Source organism: Sulfuritalea sp., assembly GCF_031426875.1.
Taxonomy (GTDB): Bacteria; Pseudomonadota; Gammaproteobacteria; order Burkholderiales; family Rhodocyclaceae; genus Sulfuritalea.
In genome coordinates, this window is record NZ_JASJPC010000028.1 from 55,118 (window position 1) to 71,867 (window position 16,750).

The 16,750-nt window shown below is 64.7% G+C and carries 15 protein-coding genes and 1 pseudogene; 4 read left to right on the top strand and 12 right to left on the bottom strand.

The window, feature by feature from the left end; translation table 11 throughout:
* Window positions 1-46: 46 nt before the first annotated feature.
* From cobA to RMO95_RS13110, 3 genes and pseudogenes are all read left to right on the top strand, one after another.
* Window positions 47-790 (top strand): annotated as a pseudogene (gene cobA / locus RMO95_RS13100) (uroporphyrinogen-III C-methyltransferase); the annotation flags it as partial.
* A gap of 77 nt (window positions 791-867) precedes the next feature.
* Entirely contained in the window at window positions 868-1,236 is a 369-nt protein-coding gene (locus RMO95_RS13105) for a VanZ family protein (RefSeq protein ID WP_310451079.1), read from the top strand.
* A 389-nt stretch (window positions 1,237-1,625) separates the two neighbouring features.
* Window positions 1,626-3,551, top strand: coding sequence for a pyruvate kinase (locus RMO95_RS13110; RefSeq protein WP_310451080.1), 1,926 nt, complete (start codon window positions 1,626-1,628; stop codon window positions 3,549-3,551).
* A 95-nt stretch (window positions 3,552-3,646) separates the two neighbouring features.
* Here the strand turns inward: RMO95_RS13110 and RMO95_RS13115 are convergent, their stop codons facing one another.
* The 5 genes from RMO95_RS13115 to RMO95_RS13135 form a co-directional block, all read right to left on the bottom strand.
* Window positions 3,647-3,976 (bottom strand): hypothetical protein, encoded by a 330-nt coding sequence (locus RMO95_RS13115; protein WP_310451081.1) that lies wholly within the window; start codon window positions 3,974-3,976, stop codon window positions 3,647-3,649.
* Window positions 3,977-4,345: 369 nt separating this feature from the next.
* Entirely contained in the window at window positions 4,346-8,098 is a 3,753-nt protein-coding gene (locus RMO95_RS13120; protein WP_310451082.1) for an EAL domain-containing protein, read from the bottom strand.
* On the bottom strand, window positions 8,095-9,309 hold the full coding sequence (locus RMO95_RS13125) for an urea ABC transporter substrate-binding protein (RefSeq protein ID WP_310451083.1): 1,215 nt from the start codon (window positions 9,307-9,309) through the stop codon (window positions 8,095-8,097). The genes RMO95_RS13120 and RMO95_RS13125 overlap by 4 nt, the downstream gene beginning before the upstream one ends.
* 89 nt (window positions 9,310-9,398) lie before the next feature.
* Window positions 9,399-9,836 (bottom strand): diguanylate cyclase, encoded by a 438-nt coding sequence (locus tag RMO95_RS13130; protein WP_310451084.1) that lies wholly within the window; start codon window positions 9,834-9,836, stop codon window positions 9,399-9,401.
* Complete coding sequence (locus RMO95_RS13135; RefSeq protein WP_310451085.1) at window positions 9,767-10,405, bottom strand: PAS domain-containing protein; 639 nt, start codon at window positions 10,403-10,405, stop codon at window positions 9,767-9,769. Before RMO95_RS13135 ends, RMO95_RS13130 begins: the two co-directional genes overlap by 70 nt.
* A gap of 62 nt (window positions 10,406-10,467) precedes the next feature.
* Here RMO95_RS13135 and RMO95_RS13140 point away from each other — a divergent pair, with 62 nt between their 5' ends.
* Window positions 10,468-10,992 carry a hypothetical protein gene (locus RMO95_RS13140; RefSeq protein ID WP_310451086.1) on the top strand — a complete coding sequence of 175 codons (525 nt, stop codon included), beginning with the start codon at window positions 10,468-10,470 and terminating at the stop codon, window positions 10,990-10,992.
* 16 nt (window positions 10,993-11,008) lie between these two features.
* Here RMO95_RS13140 and RMO95_RS13145 read toward each other — a convergent pair whose 3' ends face one another.
* The 7 genes from RMO95_RS13145 to rsxC all read right to left on the bottom strand — a co-directional run bounded on the left by RMO95_RS13145 (window position 11,009) and on the right by rsxC (window position 16,683).
* Window positions 11,009-11,866 (bottom strand): oxidoreductase, encoded by an 858-nt coding sequence (locus RMO95_RS13145; RefSeq protein WP_310451087.1) that lies wholly within the window; start codon window positions 11,864-11,866, stop codon window positions 11,009-11,011.
* Between the two features lie 24 nt (window positions 11,867-11,890).
* Window positions 11,891-12,094, bottom strand: a complete 204-nt coding sequence (locus RMO95_RS13150) for a hypothetical protein (protein WP_310451088.1) — start codon at window positions 12,092-12,094, stop codon at window positions 11,891-11,893.
* The gene (locus RMO95_RS13155) at window positions 12,094-12,672 is read right to left on the bottom strand and encodes an electron transport complex protein RnfA (RefSeq protein WP_310451089.1); all 579 of its coding nucleotides are present in this window, start codon (window positions 12,670-12,672) and stop codon (window positions 12,094-12,096) included. Before RMO95_RS13155 ends, RMO95_RS13150 begins: the two co-directional genes overlap by 1 nt.
* Window positions 12,665-13,315: an electron transport complex subunit E gene (locus RMO95_RS13160; protein WP_310451090.1), complete on the bottom strand. Its 651-nt coding sequence runs from the start codon at window positions 13,313-13,315 to the stop codon at window positions 12,665-12,667. The genes RMO95_RS13155 and RMO95_RS13160 overlap by 8 nt, the downstream gene beginning before the upstream one ends.
* Window positions 13,312-14,058 carry an FMN-binding protein gene (locus RMO95_RS13165; protein ID WP_310451091.1) on the bottom strand — a complete coding sequence of 249 codons (747 nt, stop codon included), beginning with the start codon at window positions 14,056-14,058 and terminating at the stop codon, window positions 13,312-13,314. Before RMO95_RS13165 ends, RMO95_RS13160 begins: the two co-directional genes overlap by 4 nt.
* 106 nt (window positions 14,059-14,164) lie before the next feature.
* Entirely contained in the window at window positions 14,165-15,310 is a 1,146-nt protein-coding gene (locus RMO95_RS13170) for an RnfABCDGE type electron transport complex subunit D (protein WP_310451092.1), read from the bottom strand.
* Window positions 15,307-16,683, bottom strand: a complete 1,377-nt coding sequence (rsxC, locus tag RMO95_RS13175) for an electron transport complex subunit RsxC (protein ID WP_310451093.1) — start codon at window positions 16,681-16,683, stop codon at window positions 15,307-15,309. The genes RMO95_RS13170 and rsxC overlap by 4 nt, the downstream gene beginning before the upstream one ends.
* Window positions 16,684-16,750: the final 67 nt, after the last annotated feature.

The following is a 16,750-nucleotide window of genomic DNA, read 5'->3' on the forward strand; positions in this document are numbered from 1 at the left end:
AAGCTGCGCTAGGATTCTTTCCATGAAACCAATTCCTGCCCAAGCCGGCTGGGTCTATCTGGTCGGCGCCGGTCCCGGCGACCCCGAACTGCTGACCCTGAAAGCCGCGCGCCTGATCGGCGAAGCCGACGTCCTGGTCTACGACAACCTTGTGTCGAAAGCCGTGCTCGCGCTCGCGCGCCCCGATGCGGAACTCATTTACGCAGGCAAGGAACGCGGCAACCACTCGATCCCCCAGGAGCAGATCAACCAGCTGCTGGTGCGCCTGGCCAGGACCGGCAAGCGCGTGGTACGACTCAAGGGCGGCGACCCCTACATCTTCGGCCGCGGCGGCGAGGAAGTCGAAACCCTCCACGCCGACGGCATCAACTTCGAGGTGGTGCCCGGCATCACCGCCGCCGCCGGCGTCGCATCCTACGCCGGCATCCCGCTGACCCATCGCAACCACGCCCAGGCCTGCGTCTTCGTCACCGGCCACCTCAAGGACGGCAGCATGAACCTGGACTGGCCCGGGCTGGCCCGGCGGCGCCAGACGGTGGTCATCTACATGGGCCTGTCGGGCCTGCCTCATCTGTGCGCCAAGCTCATGGAACACGGCCTGCCCGCGGACTGGCCGGCCGCCATCGTGCAGCACGGCACCCAGCCCAGCCAGCGCACCGTCACCGGCACCCTGACCACCCTGCCCACCCTGGCGGAGGCCGCCAATCTGCGCGCACCGACCCTGATCATCGTCGGCGAAGTCGTCACGCTGCGCGACAAGCTGCGCTGGTTCGAAGAAGGCAGCAACTAAGCCCAGCGCAGAAGTTGGCGCTGGCGACACGGCAGACCCGATCGACCTGGCATATCGACTGCCCGGACTTTCCTCAAATGACCGCGAACACATTCTGGAAATGGACCTTCTGGACCAGTGCTGCAGCGGTCCTGATGCTGTCGCTGGCGCCAACCTCCGCCGAACTGCCGACTACCGGCTGGGACAAGAGCAACCACTTCATAGGCTTCTTCGCGCTCGCGGTTTTCGGCCTGCGAGGCTATCCAAAGCAAGGCATTGCGCTCGTTGCCGGACTGGCGATTTTCGGCGGCCTGATCGAGATACTTCAATCCTTCACGACCTATCGCCTCGCCGAGTGGGCCGACTGGATCGCCGATGACATTGGGGTCGTGGCGGGCTACGGACTGGACTGGGCCCTGCGCCGGATCGCCCCCGCCAGACCCGACGACGCCAACTTCCCGCCCTGACCGGGATCGCCGCAAGAGTCGGCGCTGGCGACACGGCGGGAAGTAACGCGTCGTCCCGGCGAAGGCCGGGACCCAGTATCGGAGCGCCATTCTGGACACCGACCCTCTTGGTCGTTCGACAAGCTGCGAAGGTCCGAAGAAAAAGATGACTGAAGTCTGTTCCACATGTTCGGCGAACAGCATTGAAGAGTCGAAGCCGGCGGTACGCCGAAAAACTGGTACCCCGCCGCCATTCGGTTCTTGAGCGCATGCCTGCCACATTATTGGCCTAAACTACGTCCAGCTTTGCGGCGCGTCTTGCCGATCGCCGGCGCTTCCTTCACCCCGGATTGAACCCGTTGAAACCATCGGACACCATGGCCGCGCAAACTCCTTCAGCAACAAAAAAAGTGCGGGCCAAAGCCGCGAAAGAGACCACATCCGGCCCTGCCGCCGCTGCGGACCAGCCGCCTGCAGACACCTGGGATCAGGCCGGCTGCGATGCCATCATCGGGCAGCTATGGACCTTGCGCGGCAAGTTGCTGGCCTACGAAAACAGCCTGGCGCCGCACCTGGAAAATCTCGACCCCGGCTATCGCACCAGCGCCCGCAATCTGGCCCACTACCTGCGCTTGCGCCAGAGCGACCGCCGCCCGCTGCAGGAATCGCTGGCGCGGGTGGGCCTGTCCTCGCTCGGGCGGGCCGAATCCCATGTCCTGGCCAATCTCGACAAGGTGCTCGGCATCCTGCACCGGATGACCGGCAAGCCCTGGCGGCCGACGCTGGAAGATGAACCGGTGGGCATGGAGAGCAGCCGGAAACTGCTCGAACGGCACACCGACGAACTGCTCGGCGCGCCGCCGGCGGAAAGAGCCGTGCGCATCATGGTCACCCTGTCGACGGAAGCCGCCGCAGACTATGGCCTGGTCAGGCAACTGGTGCAATCCGGGATGGACATCGCCCGCATCAATTGCGCCCACGACGCGGCGGACCAGTGGCGGGCCATGGCCGCCAACGTGCGCCGCGCGGCGAAGGCGGAACGGCGCCCGGTGCGCATCCTCATGGATGTCGGCGGGCCGAAGCTGCGCACCGGCCCGCTTCCCGCGGGCGACCCGGTGCTCAAGCTGCGGCCCCTGCGCGACGAGTTCGGCCGGGTGATGATGCCCTGCCTGGTCGGCTTGCGCGCCAATGGGGCAAGCACGCCGGTGAGCGGCGCGTCGGCCCATGCCGGCGTCGATGCGGCGTGGCTGGCACAACTGGAACTGGGCGACCACATCGACCTGACCGACGCGCGCGGCGCCAAGCGCAGCCTGCAGGTGGTGCTGCGCGAAGAAGCCGGCGTCCTCGCGGAATGCATCCGCACCGCCTACCTGGTCGCCGATACCCGTCTCAAGCGGCGGCGCAAAGGCGCCCGTCCGCGATCCAGCGCTGTGTCCGACCTGCCGCGCGCGGAGGGAATATTACAACTGGCGCGCGGCGAAATCCTGCACCTGACACGAGATGCGAATCGCGCGCCGGTCTTCAAATCGAAAAAGAAGCAGCAGCAACCGGTTGCCGCCGTCGCCTGCACCTTGCCCGAGATATTCAAGGACGTCTGCGTCGGCGAACGCATCTGGTTCGATGACGGTCGCATCGGCGGCGTGATCCGGCGCATCGAAAAGAACTGGCTCGAAGTGGAAATCACCCATGCCCGGGACTGCGGCGAAAAGCTCGCCAGCGACAAGGGCATCAACCTGCCGGACAGCCTGCTCAAGCTGCCCGCCCTGACCGGCAAAGACCTCGAAGACCTGGCCGTCGTGGCCCAGGAGGCGGATCTGGTGGGGCTGTCCTTCGTGCAGCGCGCGGGCGACATCGCGGCGTTGCGCGCCGGGCTGCGCCAGCTCGGCAAGCCGGATCTCGGCATCGTGCTCAAGATCGAGACGCGGCGGGCTTTCGAGAATCTTCCGGAGCTGTTGTTCTCGGCGATGGCGAGCAAGGCGGCGGGGATCATGATCGCGCGCGGCGACCTGGCCGTCGAGTGCGGCTACGAACGCCTAGCCGAGGTCCAGGAGGAAATTCTGTGGGCCGCGGAAGCAGCGCACATGCCGGTGATCTGGGCCACCCAGGTGCTGGAGACGCTGGCCAAGACCGGCTTGCCCTCACGCGCCGAAATCACCGACGCCGCCATGGGCGAACGGGCGGAGTGCGTGATGCTCAACAAGGGGCCGCACATCACCGAGGCCATGCGCACCCTGGACGACATACTTCGTCGCATGCAGGCGCATCAGGCCAAGAAGCGCACGCTGCTGCGCGCCCTGCGGGCGTGGTCACTGCCGTCGGACATCCAGAGCCAGTAGCGCAGCGCGGCACTGCGGCAACGACGGGCGGTCGGCGACTGCCGGCGCCGACCGGATTCACCGGTCAAAACGCAGGGCTGCGGGAATCCGACCGCCTATCCTGCAAGTTTGGAATTGGCCTTGCTGTAGCCCCGCCGGCACAGACACTTGCCGCCCTTCACGAGCTGATTTTCATCGCGCTGACTGCAGAAGAAGTCCGGCGGTATCGCCACGACGAATGACACTGTCGCATTGCCCAGGACATCGCCGCCCAAGACCCTGGCCAAGAACGGGGCGGCTCGATTGCCTGCATCGACGAAGCAGCTTATGTACTTCCCGTACTGTTCGCTGCAAAAGCATTTGACGGTGACCATATCGAGTCGGGCACTGTTGGCTACCAGCTTGGCGATGTCGTCCGGCGCTTTTATGGCATGGAAGTCGTTCATCTGAATCGGACCCTGTCGTTTCGCTGGTGGTCAATGGGGCTTGCCACGCGGGAATCCGGCAAAGCATCGAATGCCGGATCGGTATCGACTGCGTGATTGCGGTCCTGATTTTGAGCCGGTTCTTGTCCTTGTCAATCCCGCCAGCCGTGCGTTTTCATGCGAATTTATGGCAGAAGTAGTATGTCTGCGAGCCTGCCGGCGGCAGGCACAGGCGGGACATTCCGATACGCAATCAACATGTTGCGCGACGGGGCGGGACAGCCGTCGATGCGGCGCATAGAATTATTCGATGCGCCAGAGATAGCGTCGACGCGCCGACCCGGTTGCGATGGCGACATGGCAGCCATCACAGTGAATTCAGCGCCGGCGTCAGGCCACGTTTGCAGGTATCGCCGACGGCGTTTCCGGCATGTTGCGCCTGCGGATAAACGCCAGCGCCTCGGCCGCAACAACGGGCTTGCTGAACAGGTAGCCTTGCAGGTAGTCGCAGCCGTGCCCGGTGAGAAAGCGATGCTGTGCTTCCGTCTCGACGCCCTCGCCAACCACCGTCAGTCCGAGATTGTGTGCCAGGGCGATGGTGGCGGTGCAGATCGCGACATCGTTGGGATCGCTCTCGATATCCCGCACGAAGGACTGGTCGAGCTTCAGCGTGTGTATCGGCAGCAGCTTGAGATAGCTGAGCGATGAATAGCCGGTGCCGAAGTCGTCGATCGACAGCTTGACGCCGAGTTCGCGCAAGGCGTTGAGCCTGCCGATGCTGGCGGCGGGGTCGTCCATCACTGCCGATTCGGTTATTTCGAGTTCCACATCGGCGCCTGTCAAGCCGTGGCGTATCAGGGTTTCCCGCACGAAGCCGAGCAAGCTGGGCGATCCCAACTGGTGAGCCGACAGGTTGACCGCCATGGTCGCGCTGGCGATGCCTGCATCACGCCAGACGCGCAGCTGCCGGCAGGCTTCGTCCAGCACCCATTCGCCCAGCGGCAGGATCAAGCCGGTTTCCTCGGCCACGGGAATGAATTTCAGCGGCGAGATCAGTCCGTCGCGTGGATGGCGCCAGCGCACCAGCGCTTCGACTCCGACCACGCGACAGGCGCGATCATCGCAGGCATCGCAACCCTCGCAGCTGGCGCAAGCTTCCAGCTTGGGTTGGTAATGCAGTTCGAACTGGCCTTCCTCCAGCGCCACCCGCAAGTCATGATCCAGGCGCAGCCGCTCGATCGCCGCCTGGTTCATCGCCGCGGTGAAGAACTGGACGTTGTTGCGTCCCTGGGACTTGGCGTGATACATCGCCGTATCGGCGCTCTTCAACAGGGTTTCGCCGTCCTCCCCGTCGATCGGGAAGAAAGCGACGCCGATACTGGGCGTCGAGTGCAGTTGGTGTTCGCGAATCTGGTAAGGCTGCCCCAACACGCGCAGCAGCTTGTCCGCCACCCGGGCCGCCGCGTTGGCCCCTTCCACGTCGGTCAGCACCACGACAAAATCGTCGCCGCCAAGACGGGCCACGATATCGCTGTCGCGCACTTCGTCGCGCAGGCGTCGTGCCACTTCCAAAAGCAACTCGTCGCCCACCGCATGCCCCAGGGAATCGTTGATTGCCTTGAAACGATCCATGTCGATGAACAGCACCGCCAGTGCGCGATGCTCCCGTCTCACCGTGGCCAGGGCCTGCTCCAGCCTTTCCTTCAGGCTGAGCCGGTTGAAAAGACCGGTCAGGGCGTCATGGTTGGCCAAATGCGTGATGCGCTGTTCGGCCACCTTGCGCTCGGAGATGTCGGCAAAGCTGCCTATGTAATGGGTGATCTCGCCGGCGGCATCGCGCACCACCGACAGCGACAGCCATTTGGGATAGACCGTGCCGTCCTTGCGTCGATCCCAGACCTCGCCTTGCCAGAAGCCGCTCTCCCTGAGCGCGGTCCACATGTCGCGATAGGTTGCGGCGGGAGTCTGCCCGGTGGCGAGGAAACCCGGATTCCTGCCGATTGCCTCGTCGCTGGTATAGCCCGTCAACAGGGTAAATGCACCATTCACGGCCTGGATGCGATTGCCGGCGTCACTGATCAGAATGGCTTCGGCGCTGTGCTGGAACGCGCTGGCATAAAGCTGGATGGCGGCTTCGGCCTGTTTCTTCGCCGTAATGTTGTCATGGGTCACGACGACGTTGCCGCTATCGCCATGGAAGCGCGTCACCCTGGCGATGAACCAGCGTCGTTCGTCCGGGCCATGACAGGGATATTCGATGGTAAATACCTCGCACTCGCCGCTGATCACCCGACGAATGCCCTCCGCCATCTGTTCGGCATTTTCCGCGCCGGGGCCGGTGGCGGCATTGCAGGTCTGCAGATAATTGGCGCCGAGGAAATAGTTCAGGCCTTGGGCTTGTGCGGGGTTGTGCTCGTAAAACTCGCGCCACGCCTGATTGACCGCCATGATCCGCCCGCTCCGGTCGAGAACGCACATGTGCGCCGGAATGGCATCGATCGTCGCCTTGGCAAACAATTCGGAGGCAAGCAAAGCCTGCTCGGCTTGCTTGCGCTCGGTGATGTCCTGTACCGTTCCGAGCGAGCGCAGCGCCTTGCCCTGTTCGCCGTATTCCGTTTCGCAGCGTTCGTTCACCCACTTGATGCGCCCATCCGCCATGAGCAGCCGATGGGAGATTTCATAGGACGTGCGGGCCGCCAGCGAGTCCGCATAAGCTCGGCTGACCCGATCCCGGTCTTGCGGATGAACCACCTCCAGGAAGGCCTCGTAGGTGGCGCTGAAATTCTTGCGCTCGATTTCGAAGATGCGGAATATCTCATCCGACCAAAGCAGTTTGCCGCTGACCAGATCGAGTTCCCATGACCCGATCTGGGCGATCCGTTGTGCTTCGTCCAGCTTCGACAGACTCGCCTGCAGTTGGTGATTCGCTTCGGCCAATTCCGCAGTGCGCGCCAGCACCCGGGCTTCGAGGTCGACACGGGCCGCCACCAGCTCGTCCGTCATGTGGTTGAAGGCGTCGGCCAGCCGTCCCAGTTCATCGCCGCCGCCGCTAGGGGCGCGGCGGGAAAGATTGCCGCCGGCGATGTCTTCGGCGATCGCCGTCAGGCGCCGCACCGGACGCGACAACGAACGTCCGAGCCATACCGCGGCGACTGCGGAAAACAACAGGAACAGCCCGAGCGCGAGATAGCTGAGGCGGTGCAGGCGAGCCACCGGTGCCAGCGCCTCGGCGGCATCGGTCTTCACCACCATGCCCCAGCCCAGCGATGGCAGGTAACGCCAGGCCGCCACGCTTTCGATGCCACTGTAATCCCTGACAATCCCCGTGTCGCGACCGCCTGCCAGCGCCTGTTGCATCGGATAGGGGGTCTCCGCCAAGGCCAGCCGGAAACGATAGGCGGCATCGGGCTTCCGGTTCAGGGGTGCGGTGAACAGGACGCCGTCACCATCGCGTTGAGCCAGCGCGACTTCGCCGGAAGCTCCCAGGCCGCTACGGTCGGTGACCACCGCTTCGAGCTGGCTGATATCCACCTGCAAGGCCAGCGCCCCAATCAGTACGCCCTCGCTCAGCACCGGCGACACCAGAAAGGCCGCTGCTCGCTGCCCCGAGGGCGGATAGGGCTTGAAGCGGGTGAGATGGGTCTGCAGCGTGCCTAGAGCCAGTTCGAACCCCTGTGCCAGCTGGGTGTCGCGCCAGGGGCCGGTTCTCAGGTTGGTGCCCAGATCCGGTTCGCGCGCTACCGAGAACACCACATCGCCGCCGGAATCGATCAACAGCAGATCGTAGTAGTCGGCCCCTTGCATGCCGGCCAAGACCTCGCGCAGGCGGAGTTCGGCGGCCAGGTAGTCGGGTGCGCGCAGCCCGCCCCGGCGGAAAGCCGGTCCGAAGCTGGCGATCGCCTCCCTGACCGCGGCACTGTGACTGGCCTGCTGCGCATCGCTCATGCGCTCGCCGATGTAGGTTTCGATCTTGTCGACTTTCTTGTCGGCAATCACGGCCAGGTTCTCCAGCACGGTTTTGCGCAGCGAAGTCTCGAACGAGGCCTGGTAATACAGGGCCAGACCTGCCAGCGGCAGAACCGCCACCAGCAGGTAGCTGATCGACAGCCGGGCGATGATCATCAGCGGCGGCAGCTTTTTCATGGTGGCAACTGCGCCTGCTGCCAGGCCGCGCGCGAACGATAGTCGGGGAAAGGCATCGGCCGCAGTGCGACGCCCGAATTCCACACCAGGTCGAAGCCACTGTCGGCGCGTTCCTTGCCGATGCGCACAGGTCGCCACATGTGGCGCGTCGACCGGTCGACGGCGAACAGTCCGGACGGCGCCGCGATGCTCTGCTCCTGCACCAGGAGGTTGACCAGGCCGGGTTTCTCGCTGCCGGCATCGCGCACCGCCTGCGTCCACAGCTTGAGACTGACATAGGCCGCCTCGATCGGACCGCTGGTCACTCTATCCGTACCATAGCGTGCCTGGAAGGCGGCGACGAAGCGACGGTTGGCCTCCCCCGGCAGGCTGCCGAAGTAGCTCCATACGGCATAGTGATTGGGATGCACATTGGCCAGCCCCATCGCCCGCAACTCGCCCTCCGCGATGCTGAAAGACATCACCGGCAAGGCATCCAGTCCGGCGGCATGCAGGGCGCGGAAGAAATGCAGATTGCTGTCGCCGTTCAGGGTATTGAGCACCACGTCCGGTTTCATGTCCTGCAGTTCGGCGACGATCGCGTCGAAGCCGGCATCGCCCAGCGGCCGGTAGCGCTCGGCCACCAGCGTGCCGCCGCCGGCTCGCGCCAGATCGCGGATGATGCGGTTCGCGGTGCGCGGGAAAATGTAGTCGGAACCCAGCAGATAGATTTTCTTGCCAAGATTGTCCAGAGCCCAGCGCACCCCGGGAAGTATCTGCTGGTTGGGCGCGAGGCCGGTATAGAAAATATTCGGCGACTGTTCCAGGCCTTCGTACTGGAGAGGATAAAACATCAAATGGCGATGCTTCTCCACCACCGGCAGGACCGCCTTGCGGCAGGCCGAGGTCCAGCAGGCAAACAGCACGCTGACGCGCTCCGCAACGATCAGCCGCTCGGCTTCGGCCGCTGCCGCCGCCGGATCGGAACGGCTGTCCGCAACCAGGATTTCGATCGGCCGTCCGAGCAAACCGCCAGCGGCATTGATTTCCTCCACGGCCAGGCGTACCGCATCCACCAGCGGCCGTTCGCTGGCCGCCATGGTGCCGGTCAGGGAATGCAGCACGCCGATGCGTATCGGCGGCGGCGATGCGGACCGCTGGACGGTCAGCACACCCGCCAAGACAGTCAACGCTATGACGACGGCAACGCCAAAATGGCGGGTAGTGTCCATGCCCGGATTCTACCTGCAGCGAATTTCAAAAGTCGAACGGCATCGCCGCGGAGAAGCCCGCGTGATTCGACAGGTATGCGGAAAAGACATCAGACTGCCGACACCGGGTTCAGCCGCTGCCCTTCTTCGAGTTGCTCGACATGCATTGCGCAATTGCGTCCGGCCGCCTTTGCGGCATACAGCGCGCGGTCGGCGGCCGCAATCAGGTCTTTGACTTCGAGTGTGCGATCCGGCACCACGGTAGCCGCACCGAGGCTGACCGACACATGGCCGACGCCGTTGTTGCCGGGATGCGGAAGCTTCAACGCCGCAATCTCGGCGCCGATGCGCCGAGCTACCGTAAGCGCGCCGTCGGCCGTGGTGCCGGGCAGGATGGCGGCGAATTCCTCACCGCCATAGCGGGCGATCAGATCGACCGAACGCAAGCAGGACGTCACCATCGCTGTGGCAAGCGACTTCAGGCAGGTGTCCCCGACCTGGTGGCCGAACATGTCGTTGTAGCCTTTGAAGTGGTCGACGTCGAGCATGACCAGGAAAGCGGCTTGCCATCCCGTGTACCGCGCGCCCATTCGGCCTGCAAGGTATCGTCCAGGCAGCGCCGGTTGGCCACCCCGGTCAGGCCATCGCGGTTGGCCAGGTGCTGCAAGGCCGCCTGCGCCTCCTTCTGCGCCGTCATGTCGCGCAGGGTCTCGACCACGGCAATCAGCTTGCCGGTTTCGTCGAAGATGGGACCGGAATCGATGGCGAGATAAAGCCGGGTGCCCAGTTGCGGCATGACGCACCAGTTTTCCGCGCGGCGACCGTGTGCCGGCACGGCATCGGTCGCTGCTTGATCGTGGTCGGCGTAGAGCGCGTCGATCTCCTCGGTGCGGCCCTGGGCAATCAGGTCGGCCAGGCAGGGACGGGGCTCGCTGTAGAAGCCGCGCCAGTGTTCGCGAGTGCCGATGACCTCGCCCGCCTTGATGCCGGTCAGACGCTCGCAGGCACGGTTCCAGATGATGACCCGGCAGTCGGCATCCAGCACGAAGGTCGGCACGACCAGGTGCTCCATCAGCCGTACCGACAGTTCCAGCTCTCTATCCTGATGATTATTCATTTGAATAGTTTGGATAACAGTAAGCGCCCTTGTACTTTGGATATAGTAGCTGATGTCCATCGATGGCGGCCCGCGTATCGCTTCGGCCGGCCCGTGGCGGCGTCCATGTGTATTTTTTGCGTCACGCATGCCGCCGGCCGGCGTATGATTTCGCCATGAGATATGCCTGTGCAATTTTATGCGGTTTGTTGTTGGCGGTCGGTTTCGTCCGCGGCCAAACGGTTGAAGTCACCCAGTCCGGCATCGGCTTCGACTGCTGGATCGGTGTCGACGGCACGCAGATCCACACTTACTACATCCGCTGCATCGCGAACCAGGACCTGGCGCATCCGGAGTCGATCGACCCGCAGTCCGACTCGGTGCCGAACCTCCTGCATCGCGAGCTGCGCCAGCGCTCGGGTGCCGATGCGGAAAAAGCCTTCAAGGCGAACATCCAACGGGTGCGCGAAACAGGCTCGGTCTGGAATATTCCCATCTACTCCTACCCGTCCGACTCGTCCTGGCAGGAAGGCATGCCGGAACGGCTGGTGCGCGCCGTGCTGTGCCCCAGGCAGGGTCAATGCGCGGTGACGATACGCCCGCGCTGACGGCGGGCCCGCTCCCTCAGTACAGCAATTCGCTCCAGCGTCCGCTGCTGCGCAGTTTGCCGTGCACCGACACCCAGTCCCGGGAGGAGCCGGCCAGTTCGACCATGGCCTTGTCGAGCATGGCCAGCGTGTTCCCCGTGCCGGCGATGAAAACCCGTGTATCGCGGCGCTGCATCATGTCCCAGACTTCCGCCGCGTTCTGCGCCAGGGCCTGGTCCAGCGCCACCGGCAGGTCGAAATGCGGGCGCGGGCTGACGGCCTGGAAGGCCTTGAAGGTCGGCTGATCGTAGTAGTTGGCGAGGTCGTCGTTCTCGTCGTTCATGTAGAGCATTTCCAGCGGGCTCTTCGCGCCGTAGTACAGCCGCACCCTGCCCTTCCAGCCGCCGATCTTTTCGTATATCTGGCGGATCAGGGTGCGGAAGGGCGCAATCCCGGTGCCCATGCCCAGCATCAGGATATCGGCATTCTTGTTCTCCGGAATCACGAACGGATAGCCGACCGGGCCGGCGAACTCGATGACGTCGTCGGGACGCAGGTCGCACAGGTAGTTGGAGGCGATGCCCGGGTATTTCTCGCCGTTGAAATCGTCGATGTAGGTACAGCGCCGCACGCAGATGGCGAACTCGGTCGCTTCGCCGCACCGCTCCAGGTCCATGATCGAATACAGCCGGGTGTGGTGCCGGTTGCCGAACTGTCCCGGCGCCAGGACGCGGATGCAGTTGCCGGGCGCCGCGTCGAAGGACAGGTTGCCGATACGGAATACCAGGTGGCGAACTTCCTCGCGCGAATCGAGCGGCGTGATGCGGCGCGACTCGGCGAGGACGGCGGACCAGATCCTGGCGGGGGGAGGCACGGGTGGCTTGGCTAGCGGCATGGCGTTGGCTCCGAGAATGGCAAATCAGTGGCGAGACGAGGCATCCGGTTCCGCACAGGACCCGTCGCTGCAGCCGCTGCCGGCCGAGCAGCTGCCGCACTTGCTGTTGTCGCGGAAGGGACCGAGCTGCGGGTTCTTCGCGGCGAACCGAAGGTAGAGGCGCTCGACGGCGATGCCGCCGAGCAGGATGGCGAATATCAGGCCGACGGTGACCAGGTAAGTGCCCATCAGCCGCCCAGTCCGGCAAAGCCCATGAAGGACAGCGACAGAATGCCCGCCAGCATCAGCGACAGGGCCGTGCCCTGCGCCAGGTCCGGCACGTTGGAAAGCGTCAGGCGCTCGCGCACGCTGGCCATCAGCACCAGCGCCAGGGTGAAGCCGGCGCCGCCGCCGATGCTGAAGGTGAGCGACTGGACGAAGTCGTATTCGCGCGCGGTCTGGAACAGCGCGACGCCGAGCACGGCGCAGTTGGTGGTGATCAGCGGCAGGTAGATGCCCAGCGCGCGAAACAGCTTCGGGCTGTATTTCTTCAGCACCATTTCGACCAGCTGCACCGCGGAAGCGATGACCACGATGTAGGAAATCAGGCGCAGGAACTCGAGGTGGAAGTAGCCCAGCAGCAGGTTCAGGCCATAGGCGCAAAGCGAAGCCACCAGCATCACGAAGGTGGTCGCCACGCCCATCGGGAAGGCCGTGTCGAGCCGGCCCGAGACGCCGAGGAAGGGACACAGGCCGAGGAACATCGCCAGCACGAAATTGTTGGCGAGCAGCGCGTTGATGAAGATCTGGAAGGCCGATTCATGCATTTTGCGTAGCCTCGACAAGTTTGGCCTGCTGCCGGCGCAGCTTCCTGCGCTCCAGCCAGGAGAAGAACAGCAGCCAGGCGCCGAGTACGAAGAAACCGCCGGGCGGCAGCACCATGATCACCCAGGGCTGGAAACCGGCGCCGAACAGCGTCACGCCGAACAAGGTGCCGGCGCCGAGAACCTCGCGCACCGTGCCCAGCGCCAGCAGGCCGATGGTGAAGCCGACACCCATGCCCGCGGCATTGATCATGGCCGGCAACGGGGAATTCTTCGCGGCATGCGCCTCGGCGCGGCCGAGGATGATGCAGTTCACCACGATCAGCTGGATGAAGGCGCCAAGCGCTTCGTAGAGTGCCAGGCTGATGGCCTGGATCGCATAATCGATGACCGTGACGAAGGTGGCGATGATGACGATGTAGACGGCGATGCGCACCTCCTTCGGCGTCAGCTTGCGCATTATCGACACCAGCCCGCAGGAGGCGATCAGCACCAGCATCGTGGACACCCCCATCGACAGCGCATTGACCACCGAAACCGTGACCGCCAGGGTCGGGCACATGCCCAGCACCATGACGAACACCGGGTTCTGGCGCCAGACGCCCTCCATGAACTCATCCCAGGTCCCTGCGGTGGACGGATTCATGATTTGCTCCTGAGCTTGTCGAGATTGGGAACCAGACGCGGCAGCAAGACCTGCGCCGAATCGTTGATGGCGCGGCCGACGGCGCGCGAGGTGATCGTCGCGCCGGCGATCGCATCGACCTGCCAGGGACTGGTCTTGGCGCCGTGCTTGACCGCCCTGACCTCGTTGGCCAGCGCCGAGAGGTCGCCCTTCAGCTTGACGTCGAGCGCGTTGAAGTTGGCGAGGAAGTTCTTGTCCGTGACGATCTTGTCGCCGATGCCCGGCGTCTCGCGCATGGCCACCACGCCGATGCCGACCACGCACTGACAGTCCGGCGAGTAGCCGAACATGATGCGCACGGTGTCGGCGTAACCCTTGGCGCCGCCTTCGGCGGCTATGCCGGCCAACTTGCCGCCGGCGTCGTAGGCGGCAAAGAATTTGACGCCGCCGGGCGCCGTGTCGCCAGCGCCAACTCTTGGCTCGATGCCGCCACCGGGCAGCGCGACGTACTCGGCAATCGACTTTGCCGCCGGGATCACCTTGAACACGGCGCGCTCGGTGGCGATGCGCTTGTTGGCGGCGACCGCGTCGTAGGTGCCCTGGTAGGCGCCGACGATGATCAGGCCGCAGATGGCCGACACCAGGCCCAGGGTGCGGATCATGGGAGCAGTCGGGGACGCGGGCGGCACGGGCGGCATGTTGCCGACCACGGCGATGGGGATCACGCGCTGCGGAGCTTCGGGCTGCTGGTTCGACGTAGTCATTCTTGAAACCTTTTAGCCACAGAGGACACAGAGTGCACAGAGAAAAACAAAGCGAGGGTTTCTCTCTGTGATCTCTGTGATCTCTGTGGCTGAATGTTTTTGACCTTCATTTTTTCGGCTTCTTCGGCAGGAAGCGCTTCTTCGGTGTCACCGCGCTGGCTTCCTCGCGCGAGATGTAACCCGGGTTCAGCGGATAGGTGGCGCGCTTGTGGCGGTTGAGCACGCCGCGGCCGAAGGGCACCGGCTGGGTGACTTTCTCGATCAAGGGCGATGCCGCGTTGGCGATCAGGATCGCGTACATCACGCCTTCCGGCAGGCCGCTGTAGTAGCGGATCACCACGGTCAGCAAGCCGATCAGCGCGCCATACACCCACATGCCCTTGGGCGTCACCGGCGAGGTCGCCATGTCGGTCGCCATATATACGGCGCCGAGGATCAGGCCGCCGGAAAACAGCATGAAGAAGGGGTTCGGATAGCGTACGCCGTCGAAGGCGTACAGCAGCCAGGCGGTCAGCGCGGCGCTACCGATGATCGCCAGCGGGATGCGCCAGTCCATGAAGCGGCGCAGTGCCAGATAGGCGCCGCAGAGCAGGATCAGCACCGGCGCCGGCCCCACCGCCATGTGGCCGGAGAGCGAGGTCAGCAAGTCGCCGGCATTGGCCACCACGCCGTCGAACTTCCATTTCGCCAGCGGCGTGGCACCCGCCAGGGCATCGAGGTTCTTGGCCTTGAGCCAGGCGGCGGCATCGGCCGGGATCATCAGCGGCCAGGCCAGCGAGGAGGGAATGAACTCGGTGAAGCGTCCCGCCAGGAAGGACGGCGTATAGGTCGCGATGGCGGTCGGGAAGGCGGCCTGGACGAAGGCGCGGCCGACCAGCGCCGGGTTGAAGACGTTGAAGCCGATGCCGCCGAACAGCGCCTTGCCCAGCGCGATGGCGACCAGGCCGGCGACGGCCCCCATCCACAGCGGGAAGCCCGGCGGCAGGGTCAGCGCCAGCAAGAGGCCGGTGATGACGGCGGAGTAATCCGACAGGCGGCCGGCCTGGGTCCCGGTGCGGACGAAGTAGCGCTCGGCGAACAGGCAGGCGGCGGTGACGACGACGATCGAGGCCAGCGCCGAGATGCCGTACTGGAAGACATAGAAGGCGCAGATCGGCAGCAGCGAATACACCACATGCCGCATGATGGTTTCGACGCTCTTCGGCCCCTGCACGTGCGGCGCGGAACGGATTTCTATCAAAGGCTGGTTCATGCGGCTTTTTCCCGCAGGATCTGCTTGGCGACGCGGAACTGCTGCACCAGCGGAATGTTGGACGGGCAGACATAGGTGCAGCAGCCGCACTCGAAGCAGTCGCCGAGGAAATAGCGCTCGCCCATCTGCTCGTATTCGCGCTTGGCCGCGAGCATGCCCAGGGTCGAGGGATTGAGGCCCATCGGGCAGGACTCGACGCACTCGCCGCATTTGATGCAGGGATAGGTCTGGCGCGATTCGCGTTCCTGCATGTCCTCGTGGCGGAACACCAGCACGCCGGAGACGCCCTTGGTGATCGGCACGTCGAGCGAGCCGATGGCCTGGCCCATCATCGGCCCGCCGAGGATCACCTGACGCGCGTCGAGCGCATCGACCGCCGGCACGCCGGCGTAGTCGAGGACGAACTTGAGCGGCGTGCCGAGGATCACGCGATAGTCGCCCGGCCGCGCCACTCCGGGGCCGGTGATGGTCACCACGCGCTCGGTGAGGCCGCGCCCCGCCGGCAGCAAAGCCCCGAGCGCGGCCAGCGTGCCGACATTGCTGACCACCATGCCGAGCGCAATGGGCAGGCCGCCGGCCGGCATCTCGGTGCCGAACAGGGCCATGATCAGCATGCGCTCGGCGCCCTGCGGATACTTGGTCGGCACCGCCTCGACATGGATCGTGCCCTCGGGAAAGGCGCCGCCGGCGCCGGCCCAGGCGATGGCATTGCGCAGCGTCGTCACGGCATCGGGCTTGTTGTCCTCGACGCCGATGATGGCGCGCACCGCACCGGTGGCGCGCATCGCGTAGCGGATGCCGACGATCAAGTGCTCGGCATGCTCGACCATGATGCGATGGTCGCAGGTCAGATAGGGCTCGCACTCGCAGCCGTTCACCACCAGGGTATGCACCTTGGCCTGTTTCGGCACCGAGAGCTTGGCGTGGGTCGGAAAGGCGGCGCCGCCCAGACCCACCATGCCGGTGTCCCAGATCGCCTGGAGGATGTCCTGGCCGCTGGCCTGCGACAGATCGCGCGGCCGGCCCCAGAGGTCTTCCTGCGTCGCGCCGGGATGGGCGCGAATCACGATGGATTCGACCCAGGTGCCGCGCATGCCCGGGCGCAGTCCGATGAACTCGACCACGCCGGACAGCGGCGCATGGTGCGGCACCGACAGCCACTCGTCGCTCCTGGCGATCGGCTGGCCGCGCAGCACCTCCTGGCCGACGCGCACGATGGGCCGCGGCGCCTTGCCGATGTGCTGCGACAGCGGCACCGTGACTTTCGGCGGAAACGGCAGGCGACGGATCTTGCGATCCGCCGTCAGCTTGCACGACGGCGGATGCACGCCGCGCTGGAAAGCCTCGCCACGAAAATAGGAAAGCAGTTTCACTTCACAGACCTTTTAGCCACAGAGGACACAGAGGGCACAGAGACAGGCAAAACCAGAGATGGGTTTT